Here is a 21,447-nt window from a genome sequence, read left to right on the forward strand (position 1 = left end):
GGCGGGGGTCATAGACGTGCGGGTGACCAGGGCGCGGGTCACTCGTAGGGGTGGCGCGGTTCTCCACAACCGACCTGCCGTCCACGGAAATTGAGCAAGATCATCGCGAATGCGACGGGTGCCGGATGCTCGTCGCATGGCACTTCGATCACGCACTTCGACGGGTACATCTCCGCGGGTCCGCTCCGCGAGGGTCACCAGCGGGCCCGGGCGCGGCCCCGCCTCCGACGGCCGCGTCCGTCATCGGCGCGGCGCGCATGACGGCGGCCGGGGCAGGGCGGGGCAGCGCCGGGCTTCGGCGCAGGAGTTACGCCGCCGGGCCGAGCTGATCTTCGCCGAACGGGGCGGGGACTGGCGGGAGTCGGGGACGGGGCCTCCGGGCGATGTGGGTGCGGCGGGCGCGGTGGCGTCGGACCTGGGCGCCGGGGCTCGCGTCGATCCTGGGCCCGATGGCGCTCCCGCTTCCGCCGGCCCGGTCGCTCGAGGTCTTCGGGGGAGGCTGGGGACAGCGCTGCGGGAGCGGATGCCGGTGTGGGTGCAGGCGCGGTGCGGTCTGGAGCGCCGCAGTGTGATCGCGCTCGTCGCCGTGCTCGCCCTCGCCGCCTCTCTGGCGGTGCAGCACTTCTGGGCCGGCCGGGTGCAGCCCGTACGGGCACCCGAGGTGGTGCGCGCGGCGGCCTCCCACGGCGACGAAGCGCGGAGCGGGGCGGACGGGCCCGGCGCGACGGTTGCCGCCGGGCCGGGTGCCGCGGGATCGCCCGGCGCCGAGATCGTGGTGGACGTGGGCGGCAAGGTCCGTGAACCGGGCGTGCACCGGCTGCCCGCCGGTTCGCGCGTCGCCGACGCCCTGCGCGCGGCCGGTGGGGTGCGGCCGGGTACGGACACGGACGGGCTGAACCAGGCCCGCTTCCTGGTGGACGGTGAGCAGGTGATCGTCGGCGCTCCGCCGGGTGCCGCCGCGCCTGCCCCGGCCGTGGGGTCGGGCGGCGCCGGTCCCGGGGGCGCGCCCACCGCACCGGTGTCGCTCAACACGGCCACGCTGGAGCAGCTCGACACGCTTCCGGGTGTGGGTCCGGTGCTGGCCCAGCACATCATCGACCACCGCACCCGGCACGGCGGTTTCCGCTCGGTGGACGAACTGCGCGACGTGAACGGCATCGGCGACCGCCGCTTCGCCGACCTGCGGAACCTCGTACGGCCATGAGGGGGGAGGGGTACGGCGGGCGGGCTGGGGACGATCAGCAGGGCTCCATGGACATCGAGGACCGGCACGGCACCGGCACCCGTGCCCCCGTGCACGCGGCGGCCGGCAGTCGGCTCGGGGCGTCCCACCCCCGGCAGGAGGGGCCGACGGATCTGCGGCTGGTGCCGCCCGCCCTGGCCGCCTGGGCCACGTCCGCGACGATGCTGGACGCCGCACCGGAATGGGTGACCGGCACGGCGGTCGGCTGCCTGCTTGCGGCGGGCGTCCTGCTGACCCTGCGGGTGGGCCGGAGGCACGGCCGGACTCCGGGCGGGGTGCCGGGCCGGTCGCGCTGGCCGCGCGTCACGGTCGCCGCCGTCCTGCTCTGTGTCGCCGCGGCAGCCGTCTCCGCCGGGCTGCACGGAGCCGATCTGCGGCGCGGGCCGCTGCCGGGGCTCGCCGAGCGGTACGCCACGGTGATCGCCGAGGCGGAGGTCACTTCCGATCCCCGGCTCTTCCGGCCCAAGGCGCGAGGCCCGGCACCGGCGCCGACCGCCGTGCTGTTCGACGCGGACGTACGGCGCGTGGAGACGCGGGACGGCACGGCCGTGGTGACCCGGACACCGGTCCTGATGGTGGTCGGCGTCGAGCGCCGGACCCCGCCCTCCACAGGCTCGCGGCCGCGCGGCACCGCGGTGGACCGTCCCTCCCCCTGGCTTGCCCTGCTGCCGTCCACCCGGGTGCGGGTGACGGCCCGTGTCGTGCCGCCGTCGGAGAGCGGTGACATCGCGGCCGTGCTGCGGGTGCGGGACCCCGCGGTGCCGGAGGTCGTGGGGGAGCCGTCGGCGGCCCAGCGGCTGGCGGGGCGGTTGCGGGCGGGGCTGCGGGAGGCGACCGACGGGCTGCCCGCCGACGCCCGTGCCCTGCTGCCCGGGCTCGTCGTGGGGGACACCGCGCGGATCACCCCGGAGTTGGACGAGGCGTTCAAGGAGACCGACCTGGCCCACACACTGGCGGCGTCCGGGAGCAACCTCACGATCATCCTCGTCCTGCTCGTCGGCCCACCCGGACTCGCCCAGCGTGCCGAGCGCCGAGGGCTCGCACCCCGCCTCGGCCTTCCCCTTCGGACGACCGCGCTGCTCGGCGGGGCGCTCACCCTCGGATTCGTCGTCGTGTGCCGGCCCGATCCGAGCGTGCTGCGGGCCGCGGCCTGCGGGGCGGTGACCCTGCTCGCCCTGGCCACCGGGCGCCGCCGGTCGCTGATCCCGGCGCTCGCGACGGCCGTGCTGCTGCTGGTGCTGTACGACCCGTGGCTGTCCCGCAGTTACGGCTTCCTGCTCTCCGTCCTGGCCACCGGGGCCCTGCTCACCCTCGCGCCCCGCTGGAGCACGGCCCTGCGCAGACGCCGGGTCCCGCCGCGGCTCGCCGAGGCGCTGGCCGCCGCTGCCGCCGCGCAGGCGCTGTGCGCGCCGGTCGTGGTGGTGCTGTCGGCACGGGTGAGCCTGGTGGCGGTGCCCTGCAACCTGCTCGCGGAGTTCGCGATCGCCCCGGCGACGGTGCTGGGGTTCGCGGCGCTGGCCGCGGCGCCGTGGGCGATGCCGGGGGCGAAGGCGCTCGCCTGGTGCGCGGGGTGGCCCGCCGGGTGGATCGCGGACGTCGCCCGGACCGGTGCCGCGCTGCCCGGTGCGGGCGTGGACTGGCCGGGCAGCTGGACGGGGGCGGCGCTGCTCGCCCTGGCCACGGTGGCGGTGCTGCTCGCGGGGCGCCGGCTGCTGCGGCACCCGTGGTGGTGCGGGGCGTTCGGGGTGCTGCTGGTGCTGGCCGTGGTGCAGCCGCCACCGCTGACCCGGGTGGTCACGGGGTGGCCGCCGCCGGGGTGGCGGTTCGTGATGTGCGACGTCGGGCAGGGCGACGCGACGGTGCTCGCGGCGGGCGAGGGGACGGGGGTGGTCGTGGACGCGGGACCCGACCCGGTGCTGGCCGACCGGTGCCTGCGCACCCTCGGCATCACGCGCATTCCGCTGGTCGTCCTGACGCACTTCCACGCCGACCACGTGGCGGGCCTGCCCGGCGTCCTGCGGGGCCGGCAGGTCGGGGCGATCGAGACGACGGGCCATCAGGAACCGGCGGACCAGGCGGAGTTCGTCCGGCGGGAGGCGGCGGCGCGGGGCGTCCCGGTGACACGGGCCACCGCCGGGGAGGAGCGCCGCACCGGCGGCCTGAGCTGGCGCGTGGTGTGGCCGCCACCGGCTCCGGCGATGACCCCGGAAGGGCCGAACGACGCGAGCGTCACGCTGCTCGTCCGGTCGGCGGGCCTGCGGCTGCTGCTGCTCGGCGACCTCGAACCCCCGGCCCAGCGCGCCCTGTCGAGATCGCCGGCCGGGGCCCTGCTGGGCGGGGTGGACGTGCTGAAGGTGGCGCACCACGGCTCCGCGTACCAGGATCCGGGGCTGTTGCGCCGGGTGGCGCCGCGGCTGGCGCTCATCTCCGCGGGCGTGGACAACCCGTACGGGCATCCCGCCCCCGGGACGGTCGCGGCGCTGCGGGCCCAGGGCGCGGTGGTGCTGAGCACGGACCGGGACGGGGCGCTGGCGGTGACCGGTGAGGGTGCGGAGCTGGCCGTGGCGGGAGACTGAGGGCATGGATTCCGTGGAGATCGATGCCTACCTGAGCCGTCTCGGTGCCGAGCGCCCCGTCCGGCCCACCGCCGAGGCCCTGCGCGAGCTGCATCTGCGCCATCTGCGCACCGTGCCCTTCGAGAACCTGTCGATCCATCTCGGCGAGGAGATCGTCCTGGAGGAGAAGCGGCTGCTGGACAAGGTGGTGGGGGCCGGGCGCGGCGGGTTCTGCTACGAACTCAACGGCGTGTTCGGGGCGTTGCTCGGCGCACTCGGCTTCGAGGTGACGCTGCTCGCGGCGCGCGTGCACGGCAAGGAGCGGAAGCTCGGCATCCCCTACGACCACATGGCGCTGAAGGTCGGGACGGCGGACGGCGGCAGCTGGCTGGCGGACGTCGGCTTCGGGGCGCACAGCCACCATCCGCTCGCGCTCGACGTCCGCGACGAGCAGGCGGACCCGGCGGGGGTGTTCCGGATCACCGAGGCCGGGCCTGACGCGGCGGGGGTGCGCGGCGGGGACGTGACGGCGGGGGGAGGCGAGGCGGGGGCCGGCCAGGCGGCCGACCTGGAGGTCGCCATGGACGGCAGGCCGGAGTACCGGCTGGAACGGCGGCCGCGGGTGCTCGCGGACTTCGTGTCCGGCGCGTGGTGGCACAGCACCTCGCTCCAGTCGCACTTCACGCAGTCGCTGGTGTGCTCACGGGTCACGGAGGAGGGAGGGCGGATCACGCTCAGCGGCCGCACGTTCAAGGAGACGGCGGCCGACGGCAGCCGCGAGGAGCGCGAATTGGGCACGGACGAGGAGGTGCTGGAGGTCTACCGGCAGCGGTTCGGCATCGTCCTGGACCGGGTGCCGGCGGTCCGCGGGGCCGGCGGGAACGGGTGACGGCGCCCCACGGTCACGAGCCCCCCGGGCGCGCACCCGGGGCCCCCGCCTCCTGCCCTCCCCGGTGCCGGAGAATTGGCCCGTGAGTGATGTGAGACATGTGCTGGTGCTGCCCGACCGCGACGCGGCCGAGGAGGCCGCCGAGGCGCTGCGGGAGCGGTTCGGCATCGAGGAGGAGCCGCACCTGGTGCGGGACGCCCTGGCCGGGGAGGACGACGCCGAGGACGCGCAGTGGCTGCTGGTGCTGCGCGACGAGCGGGAGCGCCTCGACCCCGAGGAGCTCGACGCGTTCGCGGGGGAGTGGGAGGGCTGGCGCGAGGAGCCGTGACCCGCACGGCCGCGCGGGCGGCTCCGGGCGCCGGCCGTCGTTGTCGTACCCCCGTGCCATGCTGTACGCGATGGCCAGGAAGACTGCGAACGACGATCCCCTCGCCCCCGTGACCCTCGCCGTGGGTCAGGAGGAGCTGCTGCTCGACCGTGCCGTGCGGGAGGTGGTGGTCGCCGCGCGGGCCGCCGACGCCGACACGGACGTACGGGACCTCACCGCCGACCAGGTGCAGCCGGGCACGCTGGCTGAGCTGACCAGCCCGTCGCTGTTCGCGGAGCGCAAGGTCGTCGTCGTGCGGAACGCGCAGGACCTGTCGGCGGACACCGTCAAGGACGTCACGTCGTATCTGGGGTCTCCCGCCGAGGAGATCACGCTGGTGCTGCTGCACGCCGGTGGGGCCAAGGGCAAGAAGCTGCTCGACGCCGCCCGCAAGGCGGGGGCGCGTGAGGTGGCCTGCCCGAAGATGACCAAGCCGGCGGACCGGCTGGCGTTCGTCCGGCAGGAGTTCCGGGCCACCGGCAGGTCGGCCACGCCCGAGGCGTGCCAGGCCCTGGTCGACTCCATCGGCAGCGATCTGCGGGAGCTGGCGTCGGCGGTGAGTCAGCTGGTCGCGGACGTCGAGGGCACCATCGACGAGGCCGTCGTCGGGCGCTACTACACGGGCCGCGCCGAGGCGTCGAGTTTCACCGTCGCCGACCGGGCCGTGGAGGGCCGGGCGGCGGAGGCGCTGGAGGCGCTGCGCTGGTCGCTGTCGACCGGGGTCGCGCCCGTCCTGATCACCAGTGCGCTCGCGCAGGGTGTGCGGGCCATCGGCAAGCTGTCGTCCGCCCGTGGTGGTCGGCCCGCCGATCTGGCCCGTGAACTGGGCATGCCGCCCTGGAAGATCGACCGGGTGCGTCAGCAGATGCGGGGCTGGACGCCCGACGGTGTGGCGATCGCGCTGCGGGCGGTCGCCGAGGCCGACGCCGGGGTGAAGGGTGGCGGGGACGACCCGGAGTACGCCCTGGAGAAGGCGGTCGTGACGATCGCCCGGGCCGCCCGCTCCCGAGGTCGCGCCTGACGCCCACCGCTCGCCCTTCTCCTCCGAGGAACACGCGTCCGAACGACAGGCGTCACCGGGGCGAGGAGAATCGGGTGTATCAGCTGTTGTCGCCCTACGCGAAAGGTGGCGATCACGATGGCTGAGCATCCGCACGCGGCTCTCGTCCGTGAGGGGTACGCGGCGTTCCAGCGCGGGGACATGGAGACCCTGCGCGGCATGATGACCGGGGACTGCACCAACCATGTGCCCGGTTCGCACGCGCTATCCGGGGACCACAAGGGGCTCGACGCGATCTTCGACTACTACGGCCGGCTGAGGTCGGAGACCGGCGGATCGTTCCGGGTGGAGCTGAGGGACGTGTTCGTCGACGGACGAGGGCACGCCGTGTCCGCGCACCACTTCACCGCCGACCGGGGCGGCAAGCACATCGACCAGAACGGATGCATCGTCTTCCGGATCGTCGGAGAGAAGATCACCGACCTCGACGAGTGCGTCGCGGACATCGACATGGCCGACGACTTCTGGGGCTGACCGCTTGGAGAAGGCCGACCCGCTCCGAGGAAGCCGACCCGCTCCGGGGGGCGACGCACTCCGAGGAAGCCGACCCACTCCGAAGAGCCGCCCCCCTGGCATGCCGAAGGCCCCGCCGCCCGCCCTGGGGAAGGGTGGGCGCCGGGGCCTTCGGATCGAGCTGCTGGATCCGCACCCGCGTGGCGAACGCAGGCCGCGTGCGGATCCGGGGGTGCCGGACGGGAGCGGATGAGAGAGGGCCCGCTCGATTCCCTCCGGCGGTCAGATCAGAGAGGTGTCAGCCCTTGAGGGTCGCGACCTTCGAAGCAAGCGCCGACTTCTTGTTGGCGGCCTGGTTCTTGTGGATGACGCCCTTGGAGACGGCCTTGTCGAGCTGACGCGCGGCAGCGCGCTGGTACTCGGTGGCCTTCTCGACGTCACCCGCGGCAGCGGCCTCGCGGGCCTTGCGGATCGCGGTCTTCAGGGAGGACTTGACGGCCTTGTTGCGCAGCCGGGCCTTCTCGTTGGTCTTGATCCGCTTGATCTGGGACTTGATGTTCGCCACGAATGAGCCTTTTCAGGTTCAGGCACGGGCCAGGAGCCTCCCGAAGCGGAGACCGGTCCCGTGCCAGGTGATTTCTTGAAGGTGTGCCTCGCGCTGAGAGGGCATGAGACACAGCCACCCAGGCTACCAGTGGGCCGAAGAATGGCCCAAACCCGCTCCAGGTCGCCGCCCATGGGACCATGGAACCTACGTATCGATCCGACCCGAGGCATAAGGCGCCTCAAGAGACAGGACCCTGCGTGCCCGCGACCCCTAACAATGTGCCCGAGCCGAGCCGTACCGACCCGGCTCTGATCCGCAATTTCTGCATCATCGCGCACATCGACCACGGCAAGTCCACACTCGCCGACCGGATGCTCCAGCTGACCGGTGTGGTCGAGCAGCGGCAGATGCGTGCTCAGTACCTCGACCGGATGGACATCGAGCGCGAGCGCGGCATCACGATCAAGTCCCAGGCGGTGCGTCTGCCGTGGGCTCCCACCCACGAACCCGGCAACACGCACATCCTCAACATGATCGACACCCCGGGGCACGTCGACTTCACCTACGAGGTCTCGCGGTCGCTCGCCGCCTGCGAGGGGACCATCCTCCTCGTCGACGCAGCCCAGGGCATCGAGGCGCAGACCCTCGCCAACCTCTACCTGGCGATGGAGAACGACCTCACGATCATCCCCGTGCTGAACAAGATCGACCTGCCGGCCGCGCAGCCCGAGAAGTTCGCCGAGGAGCTCGCCAACCTGGTCGGCTGCGACCCCGACGACGTGCTCCGGGTCTCCGCGAAGACCGGCGTCGGCGTCGACGCGCTGCTCGACAAGGTGGTCAAGGAGGTCCCGGCGCCGGTCGGTGTCGCGGACGCCCCCGCCCGCGCGATGATCTTCGACTCGGTCTACGACTCCTACCGCGGTGTCGTGACGTACGTCCGTGTCATCGACGGCCAGCTCAACAAGCGCGAGCGCATCAGGATGATGTCGACCGGCGCCACCCACGAGCTGCTGGAGATCGGGACGAACTCGCCCGAGATGCTCGGGGCCGACGGCCTGGGCGTCGGTGAGGTGGGCTACCTCATCACCGGTGTGAAGGACGTCCGCCAGTCCAAGGTCGGTGACACCGTCACCAGCCAGCAGAAGGGGGCCACGGAGGCGCTCGGGGGCTACAAGGACCCCAAGCCCATGGTCTTCTCCGGCCTGTACCCGCTGGACGGCTCGGACTACCCGGAGCTGCGCGAGGCCCTGGACAAGCTCCAGCTCAACGACGCCGCCCTGGTCTACGAGCCGGAGACCTCGGCCGCCCTCGGCTTCGGTTTCCGCGTCGGCTTCCTCGGGCTGCTGCACCTGGACGTGATCCGGGAGCGGCTGGAGCGCGAGTTCGGCCTCGACCTGATCGCCACCGCGCCGAACGTGGTCTACCGGGTGGTGATGGAGGACGGCACCGAGCACACCGTCACCAACCCGAGCGAGTTCCCCGAGGGCAAGATCAACGAGGTGTACGAGCCGGTCGTACGCGCCACGATCCTCGCGCCGACCGAGTTCATCGGCTCGATCATGGAGCTGTGCCAGACCCGGCGCGGCACCCTGCTCGGCATGGACTACCTATCCGAGGACCGCGTCGAGATCCGCTACACGCTCCCGCTCGCCGAGATCGTCTTCGACTTCTTCGACCAGCTGAAGTCCAAGACGCGCGGCTACGCGTCCCTGGACTACGAGCCCACCGGCGAGCAGACGTCCAGCCTGGTCAAGGTCGACATCCTGCTGCACGGCGACAAGGTGGACGCCTTCTCGGCGATCACCCACAAGGACGCCGCGTACGCGTACGGGGTGCGGCTCGTCGCCAAGCTGCGCGAGCTGATCCCGCGGCAGGCATTCGAGGTGCCGATCCAGGCCGCCATCGGCTCCCGGGTGATCGCCCGCGAGACGATCCGCGCCATCCGCAAGGACGTTCTCGCCAAGTGCTACGGCGGTGACATCTCCCGGAAGCGCAAGCTGCTGGAGAAGCAGAAGGAAGGCAAGAAGCGGATGAAGATGGTGGGTTCCGTGGAGGTTCCCCAGGAAGCCTTCATCGCGGTGCTGAGCAGCGATGACAGCGCGGGGTCGGGCAAGGGCAAGAAGTGACCACGGGTAACCCTGTGTGACCCGGCAAATCGCCGCATCGGGGGGTCCGTCGTGCGAAAGCGCGACGGACCCTTCTGTGTGCGGGTCGTGACCATTCGGAGGAAGTGACAGGGCGCAGGCTCTTACGCGGGGGGCTGTCGACCCTTAACCTGATGCCTGCTCGATAGTTACTCGCGAGTTAAACAACGCGAGTCGAACGTGGAACCAGCCGCACCGTCGCGGGGCCCCCGGAGGATGTCGTGAGCGACACACAGACACTGATCGAGAACCGTCCGCCGAGCGTGGCGACCCTCTTTCTGGAGCGCGTGGCCGCCACGCCGGACGCCGAGGCGTACCGCTATCCCACACCGCCGGCATCCGGGGAGGGCCCGGACGACTGGAGGTCGCTGAGCTGGGCGCAGGCCGCCGAGCGCGTGCACTCCATCGCGGCCGGCCTCATCGAGCTGGGTGTGCAGCCCGAGGAGCGGGTGGCGCTCGCCTCCTCCACGCGGATCGAGTGGATCCTCGCCGACCTGGGCATCATGTGCGCCGGCGCGGCCACCACCACCGTGTACCCGCAGACCAACGCCGAGGAGTCGGCGTTCATCCTCGCCGACTCCGACAGCCGGGTGCTGATCGCCGAGGACGCCGCGCAGGTCGCCAAGGCACGCGAGAAGCGCGCCGAACTGCCGCAGCTCCTCCAGGTGGTCGTGATCGACACGGCCGGTGTGGAGACCGACGACTGGGTGATCGGCCTCGCCGAGCTGGAGGCCCGCGGCGCGGCCCGGCTGGAGAAGGAGCCCGGGCTGATCAAGCAGCGGGTCGGCGCGATCACCAAGGACCAGCTCGCCACCCTGATCTACACCTCCGGCACCACCGGCCGCCCCAAGGGCGTGCGCCTGCCGCACGACAACTGGTCGTACATGGCGAAGGCGATCGCCGCGACCGGCCTGGTCAGCGGGGACGACGTGCAGTACCTGTGGCTGCCGCTCGCGCACGTCTTCGGCAAGGTGCTCACCTCCGGCCAGATCGAGGTCGGGCACGTCACCGCCGTCGACGGCCGCGTGGACAAGATCATCGAGAACCTGCCGGTCGTGAAGCCGACCTACATGGCCGCCGTGCCGCGCATCTTCGAGAAGGTCTACAACGGGGTCGCCGCCAAGGCCCGCGCGGGCGGCGGGGCCAAGTACAAGATCTTCCAGTGGGCGGCCGGGGTCGCCCGCGAGTACGCGAAGGTCACCCAGGACAACTTCCGGCGCACCGGCACCCACTCCGCCCCCTTCGGCCTGGCCACCAAGCACAAGGTCGCCGACACACTCGTGTACGCCAAGATCCGGGAGGCCTTCGGCGGCAACCTGCGCGCCTGCGTCTCGGGCAGCGCCGCGCTCGCCCCGGAGATCGGCTACTTCTTCGCCGGCGCCGGCATCCACATCCTGGAGGGCTACGGCCTCACCGAGTCCTCCGCCGCGTCCTTCGTGAACCCCGGCGAGGCCTACCGCACCGGCACGGTCGGCAAGCCGCTGCCCGGCACCGAGGTCCGGATCGCCGAGGACGGCGAGATCCTGCTGCGCGGTCCCGGCATCATGGAGGGCTATCACGGGCTGCCCGAGAAGACCGCCGAGGTCCTGGAGGCCGACGGCTGGTTCCACACCGGTGACATCGGCGAGCTGTCCCCGGACGGCTACCTGCGCATCACCGACCGCAAGAAGGACCTCATCAAGACGTCCGGCGGCAAGTACATCGCGCCCGCCGAGGTCGAGGGCCAGTTCAAGGCCGTGTGCCCCTACGTCTCGAACATCCTGGTGCACGGCGCCGACCGGAACTTCTGCACCGCGCTGATCGCGCTCGACGAGATCGCCCTGCAGGCGTGGGCCGAGGAGAACGGGCTCGCCGGCAAGCCGTACGCCGAGATCGTGGCCGCGCCGCAGACCGTCGCCATGGTCGACGCCTACGTGCAGCAGCTCAACGCCGGGCTGCAGAAGTGGCAGACGATCAAGAAGTTCCGGCTGCTGCCGCGCGACCTCGACGTGGAGCACGGCGAGATCACGCCGAGCCTGAAGCTGAAGCGCCCCGTCGTGGAGCGCGAGTACAAGGACCTCATCGAGGAGATGTACGCGGGGACGCGGGAGGCCTGACCCTTCCCGCGGAGGACCGTACGGCCTGTGCCGTGCGGTCCTCGCGTATGTGTGCGGTCCTCGTGTGCGCCGGGGTCAGGAGCCGTGCGGCCCGCCGGCCAGCTCCCGCAGCTCCCGGACCCGGTCGCGCAGCGTCGCGGTGTCCGGGGGGTCCTCCCGGTCCAGGTCCCGCGCCAGGGCGTCCAGGCGTATGAGGAACTCCGTGCCGCGCGGCGGCCTGCGCGCCAGCAGCCGGGCCAGCTGCTGGTTCTTGCGGTGCAGCTCCAGGAACACGCGGACCTTGGCGCGCAGCACCCATGGGTCGAACGGCTTCGCCAGATAGTCGGCGGCCCCCGTCGCGTAGCCGCGGAACGCGAAGCCGGGGTCGTCGTCCGCGCCGGTCAGGAAGATGATCGGGACGTCCTTCGCCTGGTCGAGCCGCTTGATGTTCGCGGCGGTCTCGAACCCGTCCATGCCCGGCATCCGGACATCGAGCAGTATCACGGCGAACGGCTGCCGCAGCAGCGCCTCCATCGCCTCCTCACCCGACCGCGCCCGGACGAGGGGCTCGTCGAGGGACCCGAGCACGGCCTCCAGGGCGATCAGGTTGTCCTCCATGTCGTCGACCAGAAGGATGCCGGCACGCTCGTCGGCCGTTGCCTCAGCGATCATGGGAAAAGCCTCATTCGGTGATGGTGCCGAGACCTCTTCCCCCCGGGGGCCCCGGCCGCGCCGACGCGGCTCCGCCGCTCGAGTTCGGCCCTCATTCGGTCCGTCTTCGAGCAGAGGCGTAGCACGGTTCTCACTCATGGCGGCGCACTTCGGTAACTCGGTGCTTATGGGCGGGGCCAGTCTGTCACTCTGTCGGCGTCGGCTGAGGCGTATTCGTTCGAACTGCTCGGGGAGCTGTCCATGGGGGCCATTCCGGTGCAACGGGAGACCGTCACCCGTGCCTCCGGCGCGCCTGCGCACGCGGAGGACGCGCCCCCGTGCCCCCAGGACACGCCCGCGCACGCCCCGAGTGCGCCGGAGCACGCAGGCCCGCACGGCGTCGCGCCCGCGCAGCAGACGGACGCGCCCGCGCACTCACCGGACGCCCCCGCGCCGACCGGCCCGCCCCTGGAGAGCCGCGCACTCCTCCCGGGCAGCCCCCTCTCCCCGGGCGCCGCCCGCACCCTCGTGCGCACCGCCCTGACCGAGTGGGCGTCCTCCGGCCTCCCCGGCGCCGACCGCATCCAGGAGCGGCAGATCCAGGACGCCGTCCTGGCCGTCAGCGAGCTCGTCACCAACGCCGTCGTGCACGCCGGCACGGACGTCCGGCTGACCTGCCGGCTGGAGCCGGACACCGGTGCCCTGGTCGTCGAGGTCCTGGACCACCACCCCTCGCGCGCCCCGCGCGACACGGAGGCCGAGGGCCCGTACGACACCCCCGAGCACGGGCGCGGACTGCGCCTGGTGGCCCGGCTCGCCGAGTCCTGGGGCGTCACCTACCGCACCGGGGCCAAGACCGTGTGGGCCCGGCTGCCCCCCGAGGACCAGGCGCACGCGGACGGCCCGCGCCCCCACGGCCGTGAGCACGGGCCGGACGGCGGGTTGCGCGTCGCCGAGATCCTCGCGCCGGAGCCGCCCCCGTCCGCGCCGCCCGACACGGCGGGGGAGCACCCCCACCGCGGGGAGCGGGAGCGGGACTGGCTCAACCGGGGCGCCCTCTCCTTCCTCGCCGAGGCGTCCGACCTGCTCGCCGGGCAGCTCGACGAGAACCTGGTCGCCGCGCTCGCCGGCCAGCTGATCGTGCCGCGCCTCGCCGACTGGTGCGCGGTGTGGCTGGAGGACGAGGTCGCCGGGCGCTGGGGACACCACGGGCCCGGCGAGAGCGGCCCGGCGGACGGCACCGGCCCCCGCCTGGCCCGCGTCTGGCACGCCTCGGAGACCCACATCGAGGATCTGCGCCGCGTCCTGGAGAAGGAGCCCCCGCGCCCGGCCGACGACCACCTCACCGGGCCCGTCACCCATCCCTGGCCGAGCGCGGCGCTCGGCGAGCACGGCGCCCGGGGCACCGCGCTCGCCTACCGCCTGGTCGCCGGGGGCCGCCCGCTCGGCACGCTGGTCATCGGGCGGGCCGGTGTGACGAGCTTCCCCGACGAGATCACCGGGCTCGTGGAGGATCTGGGCCGGCGGGTGGCCCTCGCCATCGGCGCGGCCCGCCAGTACGCCCGGCAGGCCACCATCAGCCGGGTGCTCCAGCGCGGCCTGCTGCCCGGCGCCGTCGCCGAGATCCCCGGTGTCGCCAGCGCGCTGGTGTACGAGCCGTGCGACAAGGGCGGCCCGAGCGGCGACTTCTACGACCTCTTCCCGGCCGGAGACGGCCGCTGGTGCTTCACCATCGGCGACGTGCAGGGCAAGGGGCCCGAGGCGGCCGTGGTGATCGGCATCGCCCGCCCCTGGCTGCGGCTCCTCGCCCGGGAGGGCTACCGCGTCGCCGATGTCCTCGACCGCCTCAACCAGCTTCTCCTCGACGACGCCACCGAGGCCGCCGACGCCGCCGCCCGCGCCCTCGTCGGACCCGTCGCCCCCGGTGACGGCCCGCAGACCCGCTTCCTGTCCCTCCTGTACGGCGAGCTGACCCCGTTCGACGGCGGCGTCCGCTGCACGCTCGCCTCCGCCGGGCACCCGCTGCCCCTCCTGCTCGGCGCGGACGGCGAGGTCCTCACGGCCGCCCAGCCGCAGACCCTGCTCGGGGTGTTCGAGGACGCCACCTACACCAGCGAGACCTTCGAGCTGCGCTCCGGCGACACCTTGCTCTGTGTGACGGACGGGGTGACGGAGCGGCGCAGCGGCTCCCGCCAGTTCGACGACGGCGACGGGCTCGCGACCGCGCTGGCCGGCTGCGCGGGCCTGAACGCCGACCTCATCGCGGAACGCATCCGCAGGCTCGTGCACGAGTTCGGCGGGCGCCCGCCGGAGGACGATCTCGCGCTGCTGGTGCTCCAGGCGGTGTAGCCCGCGCGGTGCGGGACAATGGAGCCCATGCCCTCCGCACTCCCCGACGGCGAGCCCGTCCCCGCCGACGGCGCGCTGCCCCCGCACGCGCTCACCGGCGCGGCCGACCGCCCCCTCGGCTTTTATCTGCACGTCCCGTACTGCGCGACCCGCTGCGGCTACTGCGACTTCAACACCTACACGGCGACCGAGCTGCGCGGCAGCGGCGGCGTCCTGGCGTCCCGCGACAACTACGCCGGGACCCTCGTCGACGAGATCCGCCTGGCGCGCAAGGTGCTCGGCGACGACCCGCGCGAGGTCCGCACCGTGTTCGTCGGCGGCGGTACGCCCACCCTGCTGGCCGCCGGCGACCTCGTGCGGATGCTCGGCGCCATCCGCGACGAGTTCGGGCTGGCGCCGGACGCCGAGATCACCACGGAGGCCAACCCGGAGTCGGTCGACCCCGCCTACCTGGCCACGCTCCGCGAGGGCGGCTTCAACCGGATCTCCTTCGGCATGCAGAGCGCGCGGCAGCACGTCCTGAAGGTCCTGGACCGCACCCACACCCCCGGCCGTCCCGAGGCGTGCGTCGCCGAGGCCCGCGCGGCCGGCTTCGATCATGTGAACCTCGACCTGATCTACGGCACCCCGGGGGAGTCCGACGACGACTGGCGGGCGTCCCTGGAAGCGGCGATCGGCGCCGGGCCCGACCATGTGTCGGCGTACGCGCTGATCGTCGAGGAGGGCACCCAGCTGGCCCGGCGCATCCGCCGGGGCGAGGTCCCGATGACCGACGACGACGTCCACGCCGACCGCTATCTGATCGCCGAGTCCGTCCTGTCCGAGGCGGGCTACGACTGGTACGAGGTGTCCAACTGGGCCACCACCGAGGCCGGCCGCTGCCTGCACAACGAGCTGTACTGGCGCGGCGCCGACTGGTGGGGCGCGGGACCGGGCGCCCACTCCCACGTCGGCGGGGTGCGCTGGTGGAACGTCAAGCACCCCGGCGCCTACGCGGCGGCGCTCGCGGAGGGACGCTCACCGGGGGCCGGCCGTGAACTCCTCACCGACGAGGACCGGCGCGTCGAGCGCATCCTGCTGGAGCTGCGCCTGCGCGAGGGGGTACCGCTGGAGCTGCTGCGCGAGGACGGCCTGCGCGCGTCCCGCCGCGCCCTGTCCGAAGGACTGCTGGAGCAGGGGCCGTACGACGAGGGGCGCGCGGTGCTGACCCTGCGCGGACGCCTGCTCGCGGACGCGGTGGTCAGGGACCTGGTGGACTGATCGTCAGTCCCCACCGCCGGCCGTGACGAAGTCGATCAGCTCCTCCACGCGCCCCAGCAGCTCCGGCTCCAGGTCCCTGTAGGAGCCGACCCGCTTCAGGATCGCCTGCCACACCGCGCCGGTGTTGTCCGCCGGCCAGCCCAGCGCCCGGCAGACGCCCTGCTTCCAGTCCTGCCCGTGCGGCACCCGGGGCCACGCCTCGATGCCCAGGGACGAGGGCTTCACGGCCTCCCAGACGTCGATGTACGGGTGGCCGACGACCAGCGCGTGCTCACTCGTCACCGCCTGTGCGATCCGCCACTCCTTCGAGCCGGGCACCAGGTGGTCCACCAGGACGCCCAGTCGCGCGTCGGGGCCCGGCGCGAACTCGTCGACGATCGCCGGCAGGTCATCGACGCCCTCCAGGTACTCCACGACCACACCCTCGACGCGCAGGTCGTCGCCCCACACCTTCTCGACCAGCTCGGCGTCGTGCCGGCCCTCCACGTAGATGCGCCCGGCGCGGGCCACCCGTGCCCGCGCGCCCGGGACGGCCACCGACCCGGACGCCGTACGCGTCGGGCGCACCGGGCCCGCGGCCGGCTTCACCAGGGTCACCACGCGGCCCTCCAGCAGGAAGCCCCGGGGCTCCATGGGGAAGACCCGGTGCTTGCCGAAGCGGTCCTCCAGGGTGACCGTGCCCGCCTCGCAGCGGATCACCGCGCCGCAGAAGCCCGTGCCGGGCTCCTCGACCACCAGCCCCGGCTCCGCCGGGACCTCGGGGACGGACGTGGACTTCTTCCAGGGCGGGGTCAGATCCGGGGAGTACTGGCGCATTCGGATGACGATAGGAGAACCCGTCCCCCGGTCACCGCGACACGCCGAATCCGGAGGCCAGCTCGTCGCGCTGCCGCCGCACGAACTCCGCGTCCACCACCGCTCCGTGACCTGGCACGTACAGCGCGTGCTCGCCGCCGAGGTCGAGGAGGCGGTCCAGCGCGGCAGGCCAGCGCGACGGCACGGCGTCCGGGCCGGCCTGCGGTTCACCCGACTCCTCCACCAGGTCGCCGCAGAACACCACCTCCGGGTCGCCGGGGAGCAGGCCCGGCACCAGGACCACCAGGTCGTGGGCCGTGTGCGCCGGACCCAGATTCGCCAGCAGGACCTGGCGTCCGCCGCCGAGGTCCAGCGTCCACTCGCCGCTCACCGGATGGCGGGGCACGGCCAGCGCGTCCGCCGCCTCCTCCGCCGCGCCCGCGTCCAGGCCGTGGCGCACCGCGTCCGCGCGCAGCTCCTCGCGCGCCCGCGGTCCCTCCAGCACGGTCTCCACGCCCACGGGCCCGTAGGTTTCCGCGCCCGCGAACGCCGCGGCGCCGAAGACATGATCGAAGTGCGGGTGGGTCAGCGCGAGATGGGTCACACGGTGACCCGTGAGCCACTGCGCCTGCGTCCGCACCCGCGCCCCCTCCGCCAGGCTCGAACCGGCGTCGACGACCAGGGCGGTGCCGTCGCCCACGACCAGCCCCACGGTGCAGTCCCACCCCGGCAGACGGCACCGGCCCACCCCGTCCGCCAACCGCTCCCACCCCAGCTCTTCCCAAGTCACCCTCATACCGCGACGCTAGCCAAGACACCCCCGCGGAGCACGACGGCGAAACCGACCGGCCTTGCCCGGGGTGTACCCCACCGCCGTACACTGGCCGGGGACGGCTGGCACTCGGACGGACAGAGTGCCAGGAACGGCGCCAAGGGGACCGACCGCTGGAGGTGTGCGCGAGATGCTGAGTGAACGCAGGCTCCAGGTGCTGCGCGCGATCGTCCAGGACTACGTCGGGACGGAGGAGCCGGTGGGCTCCAAGGCGCTCACCGAGCGGCACGGCCTCGGCGTCTCCCCGGCGACCGTACGCAACGACATGGCGGCCCTGGAGGACGAGGGCTACATCGCGCAGCCGCACACCAGTGCCGGGCGCATCCCCACCGACAAGGGCTACCGGCTCTTCGTGGACAAGCTCGCCGGTGTGAAGCCGATGACACCGCCCGAGCGGCGCGCCATCCAGAACTTCCTCGACGGCGCCGTCGACCTCGACGACGTCGTCGCGCGGACCGTGCGGCTGCTCGCGCAGCTCACCCGGCAGGTCGCCGTCGTGCAGTACCCCTCGCTGACCCGGTCCACCGTCCGGCACGTCGAGCTGCTCTCGCTCGCGCCCGCGCGCGTGATGCTCGTGCTGATCACGGACACCGGCCGGGTCGAGCAGCGGATGATCGACTGCCCGGCGCCCGTCGGCGAGGCCTCGCTCGCGGACCTGCGCGCCCGGCTGAACAGCCGGGTCGCAGGCCGGCGCTTCACCGACGTGCCCCGGCTCGTCGAGGACCTGCCCGATGCGTTCGACGTCGAGGACCGCGGCACCGTCTCGACCGTGCTCTCCACCCTCCTGGAGACGCTCGTCGAGGAGAACGAGGAGCGGCTGATGATCGGCGGCACCGCCAATCTGACCCGCTTCACACATGATTTCCCCCTCACCATCCAGCCGGTGCTCGAAGCCCTGGAGGAGCAGGTCGTGCTCCTCAAGTTGCTGGGAGAGGCGGGGGATTCGGGCATGACCGTGCGCATCGGGCACGAGAACGCCTACGAGGGACTCAACTCCACGTCCGTCGTGTCGGTGGGCTACGGTTCGGGCGGCGAGGCAGTCGCCAAGCTCGGCGTGGTCGGACCGACCCGCATGGATTACCCGGGAACGATGGGAGCGGTACGCGCAGTGGCACGTTACGTCGGACAGATCCTGGCGGAGTCGTAGGTGGCCACGGACTACTACGCCGTGCTCGGCGTGCGTCGCGACGCGTCGCAGGAAGAGATCAAGAAGGCCTTCCGGCGGCTCGCCCGCGAGCTGCACCCGGACGTCAACCCGGACCCGAAGACCCAGGAGCGGTTCAAGGAGATCAACGCCGCCTACGAGGTGCTGTCGGACCCGCAGAAGAAGCAGGTCTACGACCTCGGCGGCGACCCGCTGTCCCAGGCGGGCGGCGGCGCGGGCGGCTTCGGCGCCGGTGGCTTCGGCAACTTCTCCGACATCATGGACGCCTTCTTCGGCACCGCGTCCCAGCGGGGCCCGCGCTCGCGGACCCGGCGCGGCCAGGACGCGATGATCCGGCTGGAGGTCGAGCTCGACGAGGCGGCCTTCGGCACCACGAAGGACATCCAGGTCGACACGGCCGTCGTCTGCAACACCTGCAACGGCGAGGGCGCCGCCCCCGGCACCTCCGCGCAGACCTGCGACATGTGCCGCGGCCGTGGCGAGGTGTCGCAGGTGACCCGGTCCTTCCTGGGCCAGGTCATGACCTCGCGCCCCTGCCCGCAGTGCCAGGGCTTCGGCACCGTCGTCCCCACGCCGTGCCCGGAGTGCGCGGGCGACGGACGCGTGCGGTCCCGCCGCACCCTCACCGTCAAGATCCCGGCCGGCGTCGACAACGGCACCCGCATCCAGCTCGCGGGCGAGGGCGAGGTCGGCCCGGGCGGCGGTCCCGCCGGCGACCTGTACGTCGAGATCCACGAACTGCCGCACAGCACCTTCCAGCGGCGCGGCGACGACCTGCACTGCACCGTCACCATCCCGATGACGGCGGCGGCGCTCGGCACCAAGGTCCCGCTGGAGACGCTGGACGGCATGGAGGAGGTCGACATCCGGCCCGGCACCCAGTCCGGCCAGTCGATCCCGCTGCACGGCCGCGGTGTGACCCATCTGCGCGGCGGCGGCCGAGGCGACCTCATCGTGCACGTCGAGGTGCAGACCCCCACCAAGCTCGACCCCGAGCAGGAGCGCCTGCTGCGCGAGCTGTCCAAGCTGCGCGGCGAGGAGCGGCCCCAGGGCCAGTTCCAGCCCGGTCAGCAGGGGCTGTTCTCGCGGCTGAAGGACGCCTTCAACGGACGGTGACCCGAGCGGCCCGATCCCTTCCGCCGCAAGGGGAAGGGCCGATTCGGACTTGTTCGGAGGACGTGACAACATGCGGGCATGTCCTCCGCACTGACCGATCTCCTGCCTCACCCGATCGTGCAGGCACCCATGGCGGGCGGTGTCTCCGTGCCGCGGCTCGCCGCTGCCGTGTCCGAGGCCGGCGGGCTGGGCTTCCTCGCCGCCGGGTACAAGACCGCCGACGGCATGTACCAGGAGATCAAGCAGCTGCGGAGCCTGACCCAGCGCCCGTTCGGCGTCAACCTCTTCATGCCCCAGCCGGAGTATGCCGACCCCGCCGCTGTGGACGTCTACGCCCACCAGCTCGCCGGTGAGGCCGCCTGGTACGAGACCGAGCTGGGGGACCGCGACAGCGGCCGGGACGACGGCTACGACGCCAAGCTCGCCGTGCTGCTAGACAACCCCGTGCCGGTCGTCTCGTTCCACTTCGGGGTGCCGGGCGCCGACGTGCTGGAGTCCCTGCGGCGCGCCGGGACCTTCACCCTGGTCACCGCCACCACCCCGGACGAGGCCCTCGCCGTGGAGCGGGCCGGCGCGGACGCCGTGATCGCCCAGGGCGTCGAGGCCGGCGGCCACCAGGGCACCCACCGCGACAACCCCGAGGCGGAGTGCGCCGGACTCGGGGTGCTCACCCTCGTCTCCCAGATCCGCGAGACCGTGGGCATCCCCGTCGTCGCGGCCGGGGGCATCATGCGGGGCGGCCAGATCGCCGCCGTCCTCGCCGCCGGGGCCGACGCCGCCCAGCTCGGCACCGCCTTCCTGGCCACCCACGAGTCCGGCGCGAACGCCGTGCACAAGCAGGCGCTCACCAACCCGCTGTTCACCCGGACCGAGCTGACCCGCGCCTTCTCCGGCCGCCCGGCCCGCGGCCTCGTCAACCGCTTCCTGCGCGAGCACGGCCCGTACGCGCCCGCCGCCTACCCCGAGGTCCACCACCTGACGGCGCCGCTGCGCAAGAAGGCCGCCGCGTCCGGCGACGCGCAGGGCATGGCGCTGTGGGCGGGACAGGGCCACCGGCAGGCCCGCGAGCTGCCCGCCGGCCAGTTGGTGGAGGTCCTGGCCGCAGAGCTGGAGGCCGCCTCGACAGCGTTCTCCGCCCACCCGAAGGGACCCACCCGATGACCGCGCCCGTCTTCGTCGCCGACTCCCTGGAGCACGCCGGCGGGCCGTACGTCCTCGACGGGCCCGAGGGCCGGCACGCCGTGTCCGTGAAGCGGCTGCGGGCCGGCGAGGAGGTCGTCCTCACCGACGGGCTGGGGCGCTGGGCCGAGGGCGTCGTCGCCGCCGCCGAGGGCAAGGACCGGCTGGTGGTCGACCTGGGCGCCGTCGAGGAGGAGCCCGAGCCCCGGCCGCGGATCACCGTCGTGCAGGCCCTGCCCAAGGGCGACCGGGGCGAACTGGCCGTCGAGACGATGACCGAGACCGGTGTCGACCGGATCGTGCCGTGGGCGGCCGCCCGCTGCATCACCCAGTGGAAGGGCGAGCGCGGCGCGAAGGCCCTCGGCAAGTGGCGGGCCACCGCCCGCGAGGCCGGCAAGCAGTCGCGTCGGGTGCGGTTCGCCGAGGTCACGGACGCGGCCACGACCAGGCAGGTCGCCGGCCTCCTCGCCGGGGCCGCGTTCGCCGCCGTCCTGCACGAGGACCGGGACTACGGCAGCGAGCCGCTGGCGACCGCCGAACTGCCCGCCGAGGGCGACCTGGTGCTCGTCGTCGGACCCGAAGGCGGCGTCTCCCCCGAGGAGTTGGCCGTGTTCGAGGAGGCGGGGGCGCGGGCCTACCGCCTCGGCCGTTCCGTGCTGCGCACCTCCACCGCCGGGACCGCGGCGACGGCGCTGCTGCTGGGGCGCACCGGCCGCTGGTCCTGACACGGCGTGGCCGTATGCGCTCTACCGCGTCACGCGGGACAG

18 protein-coding genes are annotated in these 21,447 nt (G+C 73.1%); 14 read left to right on the forward strand and 4 right to left on the reverse strand.

Annotated elements, in window-relative coordinates; genetic code table 11:
- Window positions 1-136 precede the first annotated feature (136 nt).
- The 6 genes from ADL34_RS35420 (at window position 137) to ADL34_RS32875 (ending at window position 6,588) form a co-directional block, all read left to right on the forward strand.
- Complete coding sequence (locus ADL34_RS35420) at window positions 137-1,204, forward strand: ComEA family DNA-binding protein (protein ID WP_107115684.1); 1,068 nt, start codon at window positions 137-139, stop codon at window positions 1,202-1,204.
- Between the two features lie 47 nt (window positions 1,205-1,251).
- Entirely contained in the window at window positions 1,252-3,819 is a 2,568-nt protein-coding gene (locus ADL34_RS32855) for a ComEC/Rec2 family competence protein (protein WP_063892388.1), read from the forward strand.
- Between the two features lie 4 nt (window positions 3,820-3,823).
- On the forward strand, window positions 3,824-4,687 hold the full coding sequence (locus ADL34_RS32860) for an arylamine N-acetyltransferase family protein (RefSeq protein WP_062739850.1): 864 nt from the start codon (window positions 3,824-3,826) through the stop codon (window positions 4,685-4,687).
- Window positions 4,688-4,769: 82 nt separating this feature from the next.
- The gene (locus tag ADL34_RS32865) at window positions 4,770-5,015 is read left to right on the forward strand and encodes a hypothetical protein (RefSeq protein WP_062669464.1); all 246 of its coding nucleotides are present in this window, start codon (window positions 4,770-4,772) and stop codon (window positions 5,013-5,015) included.
- 70 nt (window positions 5,016-5,085) lie between these two features.
- On the forward strand, window positions 5,086-6,075 hold the full coding sequence (holA, locus tag ADL34_RS32870) for a DNA polymerase III subunit delta (protein WP_199835670.1): 990 nt from the start codon (window positions 5,086-5,088) through the stop codon (window positions 6,073-6,075).
- A 117-nt stretch (window positions 6,076-6,192) separates the two neighbouring features.
- Window positions 6,193-6,588: a nuclear transport factor 2 family protein gene (locus tag ADL34_RS32875; RefSeq protein WP_062669460.1), complete on the forward strand. Its 396-nt coding sequence runs from the start codon at window positions 6,193-6,195 to the stop codon at window positions 6,586-6,588.
- 277 nt (window positions 6,589-6,865) lie between these two features.
- On the opposite strand, the gene rpsT is transcribed toward ADL34_RS32875, so the two are convergent.
- The gene (rpsT, locus tag ADL34_RS32880) at window positions 6,866-7,132 is read right to left on the reverse strand and encodes a 30S ribosomal protein S20 (RefSeq protein WP_053750780.1); all 267 of its coding nucleotides are present in this window, start codon (window positions 7,130-7,132) and stop codon (window positions 6,866-6,868) included.
- 239 nt (window positions 7,133-7,371) lie between these two features.
- Between rpsT and lepA the strand changes: the two genes are divergently transcribed.
- Together lepA and ADL34_RS32890 are read left to right on the forward strand one after the other, a co-directional pair.
- Window positions 7,372-9,240, forward strand: coding sequence for a translation elongation factor 4 (lepA, locus tag ADL34_RS32885; protein WP_062669458.1), 1,869 nt, complete (start codon window positions 7,372-7,374; stop codon window positions 9,238-9,240).
- 239 nt (window positions 9,241-9,479) lie between these two features.
- Window positions 9,480-11,354, forward strand: a complete 1,875-nt coding sequence (locus ADL34_RS32890; RefSeq protein ID WP_062669456.1) for an AMP-dependent synthetase/ligase — start codon at window positions 9,480-9,482, stop codon at window positions 11,352-11,354.
- A gap of 75 nt (window positions 11,355-11,429) precedes the next feature.
- Here ADL34_RS32890 and ADL34_RS32895 read toward each other — a convergent pair whose 3' ends face one another.
- Window positions 11,430-12,005, reverse strand: coding sequence for a response regulator (locus ADL34_RS32895; protein WP_062669454.1), 576 nt, complete (start codon window positions 12,003-12,005; stop codon window positions 11,430-11,432).
- 240 nt (window positions 12,006-12,245) lie between these two features.
- Here ADL34_RS32895 and ADL34_RS32900 point away from each other — a divergent pair, with 240 nt between their 5' ends.
- Both ADL34_RS32900 and hemW read left to right on the forward strand, forming a co-directional pair.
- Window positions 12,246-14,333, forward strand: coding sequence for a SpoIIE family protein phosphatase (locus tag ADL34_RS32900; RefSeq protein ID WP_062669452.1), 2,088 nt, complete (start codon window positions 12,246-12,248; stop codon window positions 14,331-14,333).
- 27 nt (window positions 14,334-14,360) lie between these two features.
- Window positions 14,361-15,593: a radical SAM family heme chaperone HemW gene (hemW, locus tag ADL34_RS32905; RefSeq protein WP_062669450.1), complete on the forward strand. Its 1,233-nt coding sequence runs from the start codon at window positions 14,361-14,363 to the stop codon at window positions 15,591-15,593.
- 3 nt (window positions 15,594-15,596) lie between these two features.
- Here the strand turns inward: hemW and ADL34_RS32910 are convergent, their stop codons facing one another.
- Window positions 15,597-16,409 (reverse strand): DUF3097 domain-containing protein, encoded by an 813-nt coding sequence (locus tag ADL34_RS32910; RefSeq protein WP_062669448.1) that lies wholly within the window; start codon window positions 16,407-16,409, stop codon window positions 15,597-15,599.
- 31 nt (window positions 16,410-16,440) lie between these two features.
- A complete protein-coding gene (locus ADL34_RS32915) occupies window positions 16,441-17,184 on the reverse strand; it encodes an MBL fold metallo-hydrolase (protein ID WP_062669447.1) in 744 nt (247 codons plus the stop codon).
- Between the two features lie 166 nt (window positions 17,185-17,350).
- Between ADL34_RS32915 and hrcA the strand changes: the two genes are divergently transcribed.
- The 4 genes from hrcA to ADL34_RS32935 all read left to right on the forward strand — a co-directional run bounded on the left by hrcA (window position 17,351) and on the right by ADL34_RS32935 (window position 21,405).
- Window positions 17,351-18,367 carry a heat-inducible transcriptional repressor HrcA gene (gene hrcA / locus ADL34_RS32920; protein ID WP_062669491.1) on the forward strand — a complete coding sequence of 339 codons (1,017 nt, stop codon included), beginning with the start codon at window positions 17,351-17,353 and terminating at the stop codon, window positions 18,365-18,367.
- The gene (gene dnaJ / locus ADL34_RS32925) at window positions 18,368-19,501 is read left to right on the forward strand and encodes a molecular chaperone DnaJ (RefSeq protein WP_015660457.1); all 1,134 of its coding nucleotides are present in this window, start codon (window positions 18,368-18,370) and stop codon (window positions 19,499-19,501) included.
- A 78-nt stretch (window positions 19,502-19,579) separates the two neighbouring features.
- Window positions 19,580-20,662: a nitronate monooxygenase gene (locus tag ADL34_RS32930; RefSeq protein WP_062669445.1), complete on the forward strand. Its 1,083-nt coding sequence runs from the start codon at window positions 19,580-19,582 to the stop codon at window positions 20,660-20,662.
- Window positions 20,659-21,405 carry a 16S rRNA (uracil(1498)-N(3))-methyltransferase gene (locus ADL34_RS32935; protein WP_062669443.1) on the forward strand — a complete coding sequence of 249 codons (747 nt, stop codon included), beginning with the start codon at window positions 20,659-20,661 and terminating at the stop codon, window positions 21,403-21,405. The genes ADL34_RS32930 and ADL34_RS32935 overlap by 4 nt, the downstream gene beginning before the upstream one ends.
- The last annotated feature ends 42 nt before the right edge of the window (window positions 21,406-21,447 follow it).

The sequence above is a fragment of the Streptomyces sp. NRRL WC-3605 genome, from assembly GCF_001509795.1.
Lineage (GTDB): Bacteria > Actinomycetota > Actinomycetes > Streptomycetales > Streptomycetaceae > Streptomyces > Streptomyces viridochromogenes.

Excerpts from the sequence above, each read along its gene's own strand:
- ADL34_RS35420 (WP_107115684.1), top strand. The coding sequence starts at position 137 with ATGGCACTTCGATCACGCACTTCGACGGGTACATCTCCGCGGGTCCGC.
- ADL34_RS32855 (WP_063892388.1), top strand. The coding sequence starts at position 1,252 with ATGGACATCGAGGACCGGCACGGCACCGGCACCCGTGCCCCCGTGCAC.
- ADL34_RS32860 (WP_062739850.1), top strand. The coding sequence starts at position 3,824 with ATGGATTCCGTGGAGATCGATGCCTACCTGAGCCGTCTCGGTGCCGAG.
- holA (WP_199835670.1), top strand. The coding sequence starts at position 5,086 with ATGGCCAGGAAGACTGCGAACGACGATCCCCTCGCCCCCGTGACCCTC.
- ADL34_RS32875 (WP_062669460.1), top strand. The coding sequence starts at position 6,193 with ATGGCTGAGCATCCGCACGCGGCTCTCGTCCGTGAGGGGTACGCGGCG.
- ADL34_RS32895 (WP_062669454.1), bottom strand. The coding sequence starts at position 12,005 with ATGATCGCTGAGGCAACGGCCGACGAGCGTGCCGGCATCCTTCTGGTC.
- ADL34_RS32900 (WP_062669452.1), top strand. The coding sequence starts at position 12,246 with ATGGGGGCCATTCCGGTGCAACGGGAGACCGTCACCCGTGCCTCCGGC.
- hemW (WP_062669450.1), top strand. The coding sequence starts at position 14,361 with ATGCCCTCCGCACTCCCCGACGGCGAGCCCGTCCCCGCCGACGGCGCG.
- ADL34_RS32910 (WP_062669448.1), bottom strand. The coding sequence starts at position 16,409 with ATGCGCCAGTACTCCCCGGATCTGACCCCGCCCTGGAAGAAGTCCACG.
- ADL34_RS32915 (WP_062669447.1), bottom strand. The coding sequence starts at position 17,184 with ATGAGGGTGACTTGGGAAGAGCTGGGGTGGGAGCGGTTGGCGGACGGG.
- hrcA (WP_062669491.1), top strand. The coding sequence starts at position 17,351 with ATGCTGAGTGAACGCAGGCTCCAGGTGCTGCGCGCGATCGTCCAGGAC.
- ADL34_RS32930 (WP_062669445.1), top strand. The coding sequence starts at position 19,580 with ATGTCCTCCGCACTGACCGATCTCCTGCCTCACCCGATCGTGCAGGCA.
- ADL34_RS32935 (WP_062669443.1), top strand. The coding sequence starts at position 20,659 with ATGACCGCGCCCGTCTTCGTCGCCGACTCCCTGGAGCACGCCGGCGGG.